Annotated in this window: 2 protein-coding genes; both read right to left on the reverse strand. The window is 70.1% G+C overall.

Annotation, left to right across the window (positions count from 1 at the left end):
• On the reverse strand, positions 1-3,375 hold a 3,375-nt coding region (gene putA / locus B551_RS12885), incomplete at its 3' end, for a trifunctional transcriptional regulator/proline dehydrogenase/L-glutamate gamma-semialdehyde dehydrogenase (protein ID WP_023264242.1).
• 242 nt (positions 3,376-3,617) lie between these two features.
• On the reverse strand, positions 3,618-5,519 hold a 1,902-nt coding region (locus B551_RS12890), incomplete at its 5' end, for a primosomal protein N' (RefSeq protein ID WP_023264243.1).

Here is a 5,519-nt window from a genome sequence, read left to right on the forward strand (position 1 = left end):
GGCACGGGCGGCGGCAACGAACGCGTCCTGCGGACAGGTCGACAGCAGGCGGTGCAGATACAGCGGGCCGCCAGCCTTCGGGCCGGTGCCCGACAGGCCCTCGCCGCCGAACGGCTGCACGCCGACCACCGCGCCGACGATGTTGCGGTTGACGTAGAGATTGCCGACATGGGCGCGCGCGACGATGTGCTCGATGGTTTCGTCGATGCGGGTGTGCACGCCCATCGTCAGGCCGTACCCGGTGGCGTTGATCTGGTCGAGCAGCGCGTCCAGGCGCGCGCGCTGGTAGCGCACCACGTGCAGCACCGGACCGAACACCTCGCGCTGCAGCTCGCCGATGTGGTTCAGCTCGATCAGCGTCGGCGGCACGAAGGTGCCATGGCGGCATGCGGCCGACTGCGCGGCGTTGGCATCGGCCTGATGGACGCGGCGGCCCTTGGCCCGCATCGCCTCGATATGCTTGACGATGCCGGCGCGCGCCTCCTCGTCGATCACCGGGCCAACATCGGTCGACAGACGATCCGGATTGGCCATCGTCAGTTCGGCCATCGCGCCCTTGAGCATCTCCAGCACGCGGTCAGCCACATCTTCCTGCAGGCACAGCACGCGCAGCGCCGAGCAGCGCTGGCCCGCCGAATCGAACGCCGAGGTCACGACATCGGCGACCACTTGCTCGGCCAGCGCCGACGAGTCGACGATCATCGCGTTCTGGCCGCCGGTCTCGGCGATCAGCGGCACCGGACGGCCGGCGGCATCGAGGCGGCCGGCGAGGTTACGCTGCAGCAGCCGCGCGACCTCGGTCGAGCCGGTGAACATCACGCCCTTGACGCGCGCATCGCCGACCAGCGCCGCGCCGACGGTCTCGCCACTGCCCGGCAGCAGCTGCACCGCGCCGGCCGGCACGCCGGCCTCGCGCAGCAGGCGCACCGCCTGCGCCGCGATCAGCGGGGTCTGTTCGGCCGGCTTGGCCAGCACCGTGTTGCCCGCGGCCAGTGCCGCGGCCACCTGGCCGGTGAAGATCGCCAGCGGGAAGTTCCACGGGCTGATGCAGACGACTGGACCGAGCGGGCGGTGCGTGTCGTTGGAAAAATGCTCGCGCACCTGCACCGCGTAGTAGCGCAGGAAGTCGACCGCTTCGCGCACTTCGGCGATCGCGTTCGAGAACGTCTTGCCGGCCTCGCGCATGATCACGCCCATCAGCGCCTGCATCTGCGCTTCCATCAGGTCGGCGGCACGCTCCAGTGCGGCGGCGCGGACCTCGGGCGGCGTCGCCTGCCAGATCGGGGCGGCGTTGACCGCGGCCTGCAGCGCGGCCTCGACGTCGGCCGCACTGGCCTCGGTGACCTGGCCGACGACATCGCGATGGTCCGAAGGATTGAGCACCGGCGCGGTGTCACCGCCTCCCACGGCGTCAACCCCCAGCATCGGCTCGGCACTCAGGCGCTCGGTGGCGCCATGCAGCAGCGCCGATGACAGCGAGGCCAGCCGATGTTCGTTCGACAGGTCGAGGCCCGCCGAATTGGCGCGCGCCTTGCCGTACAGGGTGCGCGGCATCGGAATGCGCGGGTGCGGCAGGCCCAGCGTGCCTTCTTCCTTGTGCATCCGTTCTACCTGCGCGACCGGGTCGGCCACCAGCTCGTCCAGCGAAATCGTGTCGTCGGCAATGCGGTTGACGAAGGACGTATTGGCGCCGTTCTCCAGCAGGCGCCGCACCAGATAGGCCAGCAGCGTCTCGTGCGTGCCGACCGGCGCATAGATCCGGCACGGCCGGTTCAGCTTACCCTCGGCGACCGGGCCGACCACCTGGTCGTACAGCGGCTCGCCCATGCCGTGCAGGCACTGGAACTCGTACTGGCCCGGGTAATAGCTATGGCCGGCGATCTGGTAGATCGCCGCCAGCGTGTGCGCGTTGTGGGTGGCGAACTGCGGATAGATCGCGTCGGGCACCGACAGCAGCTTGCGCGCGCAGGCCAGGTACGACACATCGGTGTAGACCTTGCGCGTGTAGACCGGATAGCCCTCCAGGCCGTCGACCTGGGCGCGCTTGATCTCGCTGTCCCAGTAGGCGCCCTTGACCAGCCGGATCATCAGGCGGTGGCGGCTGCGGCGGGCCAGGTCGATCAGATAGTCGATCACGAAGGGGCAACGCTTCTGGTAGCCCTGCACGACGAAGCCGATGCCATTCCAGCCGGCCAGTTCCGGCTCGAAACAGAGCCGCTCCAGCAGGTCCAGCGAGATCTCCAGCCGGTCGGCTTCCTCGGCGTCGATATTGATGCCGATGTCGTACTGGCGAGCCAGCAGCGTCAGCGACTTGAGCCGGCCGTACAGCTCGCCGAGCACGCGCTCGTGCTGGGCGCGGCTGTAGCGCGGATGCAGCGCCGACAGCTTGATCGAGATGCCCGGGCCCTCGTAGATGCCGCGGCCGCGCGAGGCCTGGCCGATCGCGTGGATCGCCTGCTCGTAGGAGGCCAGGTAGCGCTGCGCGTCGGCCTCGGTCATCGCGGCCTCGCCCAGCATGTCGTACGAATAGCGGAAGCCCTGGGCCTCGTACTTGCGCGCATTGGCCAGCGCCTCGGAGATGGTCTCGCCGGTGACGAACTGCTCGCCCATCAGCCGCATCGCCATGTCGACGCCCTTGCGGATCAGCGGCTCGCCGCCCTTGCCGATGATGCGGGTCAGCGCGCGGGTCAGGCCCGCCTCGTTGTGGGTCGACACCAGCTTGCCGGTGACCAGCAGGCCCCAGGTCGCGGCGTTGACGAACAGCGACGGGCTCTGCCCCAGGTGCGACTGCCAGTTGGCGCCGCTGATCTTGTCGCGGATCAGCGCGTCACGGGTGGCCTTGTCCGGAATGCGCAGCAGCGCCTCGGCCAGGCACATCAGCGCCACACCCTCCTGCGAGGACAGCGAGAACTCCTGGATCAGCCCTTGCACCAGCCCCTCGCGGCCGCTGCCGACCTTCTGCTGGCGCAGATTCAGCGCCAGCTTCTTCGCCATCGCCAGCGCGGCGTCGGCCTGCTGCTGCGGCAGCCGGGCCTGCTCGAGCAGCACCGGTACGCAGTCGGTCTCGGGTCGGCGGTAGGCGGACGTGATGGCCGCGCGCAGCACCGACTGGGGCTGGATGCTCTGGGCGAATTCGAGAAAGGGCTGGGGCGCGCCCTCGCCGGCGACCGCGTCGAGCGTGTCGGCACCATCGGCCTCGGGCTGGCCGCTGCCGTTGACATCGTGCGGCGCCTGTCCGCGCTCGATCTGCTCCAGGTAAGAGAAGATCGCCTGCTTGATCAGCCAGTGCGGCGTGCGGTCGATCGACTGGGCAACGCGCTTCAGGCGGTCGCGGGAGGCGTCGTCGAGCTTGACGCCGAGGGTGGTGGTGGCCATGCGAGGAGATCTCCGAGGAGCGCGCTTGCCGCTCTGGATGGCCAAGCCAAGCCAATGCGGGCCGGGATGGTCGGTGCGGAAGTCGCGCGATGTGACGTAAACTGGCGCGATCATACTCTCGAAGAAAGCCGGGGTGCAACTTGGTATAACCCACTAGTGCAACCCCGTCCGATCCGCTGACGTCAGGCGGTTGCACCACAACTACGGCCGACCCCGATGTTCGGGCTTTCGGGCGCTCCGGCTCAGATCCGCAGCGGGTCGATCTCCAGCTGCCAGCGCACCCCTTTGACGGTGGCCCCGACCTCGCCGAAAGTTTGCGTCCACTCTCCGACAAAGCGTTGCAGCGCCATGCGCGAGCCGCTCTCGATCAGCATCTGGGCGCGCTCCCGGTTGGCGATGCGGACCATCGACATCGGCACCGGATCGTGCAGTTGCACCTCGGCGGCCAGCGCCGTGCCGTCGGCGCGCTCGCGCGCGGCATGCAGGAAGTCCAGCGCTCGTTGCAGTTGCCCGTGCTCGGCCGTCACCAGCACCTGGTGGACGAAGGGCGGCAGCCCGGCCTGGCGCCGTTCCCGCAGCTGCGTGGCGGCGAAGCCGTCGTAGTCGTGCCGTACCAAAGCCTGCAGCGCGGGCGCGTCCGGATACCGCGTCTGGATCAGCACCTCGCCCGCCAGGCCGGCGCGTCCGGCGCGGCCCGACACCTGCATCAGCGAGGCGAACAGGTGCTCGGCCGCGCGGAAGTCGTGGCTGAACATCGCCGCGTCCGGATGGACGATGCCGACCAGCGTCACGCGCTGGAAGTCGTGGCCCTTGGCGATCATCTGGGTACCGACCAGGATGTCGACCTGGCCGGCGTGAACCTCGTCGAACATCGCCTGCGCGCTGCCCTTGCGGCGCGTCGAATCGGCGTCGATGCGGGCGATCCGGGCCTGCGGGAAGCGCGCGGCCAGCGCCTCCTCGATCCGCTGGGTGCCGCGGCCCAGCGGCGCGATGTCGACGTTGCCGCAGTCTGGGCAATGGTGCGGGATGCGGGCCTCGAGCCCGCAGTGATGGCAGCGCAGGCAGCGCTCGGGACGATGCAGCACCAGGTACGCGGAGCAGCGCGGACAGCCGGACAGCCAGCCGCAGCTGTCGCAGGCGATCACCGGCGCATAGCCGCGCCGGTTCAGGAACAGCAGGCTCTGCTCACCGCGGGCCAGGCGCGCCTCGATCGCCTGCAGCAGCGGCGCCGACAGGCCCTCGTACAGCGGCCGCTGGCGCTGCCGCTCATGGTTCAGGTCGATCAGCCGCACCGTGGGCAGCACCGCGTCCGCCTGCGCGCGTTCGCGCAGTACCAGCTTGCGGTAGGCGCCCTGCTCGGCGCGCCACCACGATTCCATCGACGGCGTGGCAGAGCCCAGCACCACCGGGATGGCGAGCTGCTTGGCGCGCCAGACCGCCAGATCGCGGGCCGAGTAGCGCAGGCCCTCCTGCTGCTTGTACGAGGTGTCGTGCTCCTCGTCGACGACGATCAGCGCCAGCGTCGGCAGCGACGCCATCACCGCCATCCGCGTGCCGAGCACGATGCGCGCCTCGCCGCGATGCGCCGCGAGCCAGTGCAACGTGCGTTCCTGGTCCGCCATGCCGCTGTGCAGCACCGCCAGCGGTGCCGCCGGGAAGCGCGCGGCGATGCGCGCCTGCAGCTGCGGCGTCAGATTGATTTCCGGCACCAGCATCAGCACCTGCGCGGCGGGGTCACGGGCCAGCGCGGTGGCGATCGCGTGCAGGTAGACCTCGGTCTTGCCGCTGCCGGTCACGCCGTGCAGCAGGAACGGCGCGAAGCCGGTGGCGGCGGCAATCGCGTCGACGGCCTGGCGCTGTTCCGGATGCAGCGCCGGGGCCGGCAAGACCGGCGGCGCGGTGGCGGGCGGTGGCGGTTCGGTCGCTGCCGCCGTGTCGGCCTGATCAGCCGGAGCGCCCGGATCGCCCTGCCAGGTTGATTCCTGCGCGTCGACGGCCGTCAGCAACGGGCGGTCGATGGTCTCGCAGTCGATCCAGCCCGCCTCCGCCCATTGCGCCAGCCGCGCCGTCGCGGCCGTGCAAAGTGTCCGCGCGGCCTCCCGCGTCAGCCACTGTCCTTGCGAGGCGGCGTCAATCAGCGCCTT

It is taken from the genome of Cupriavidus sp. HPC(L) (assembly GCF_000307735.3).
Taxonomy (GTDB): Bacteria; Pseudomonadota; Gammaproteobacteria; order Burkholderiales; family Burkholderiaceae; genus Cupriavidus.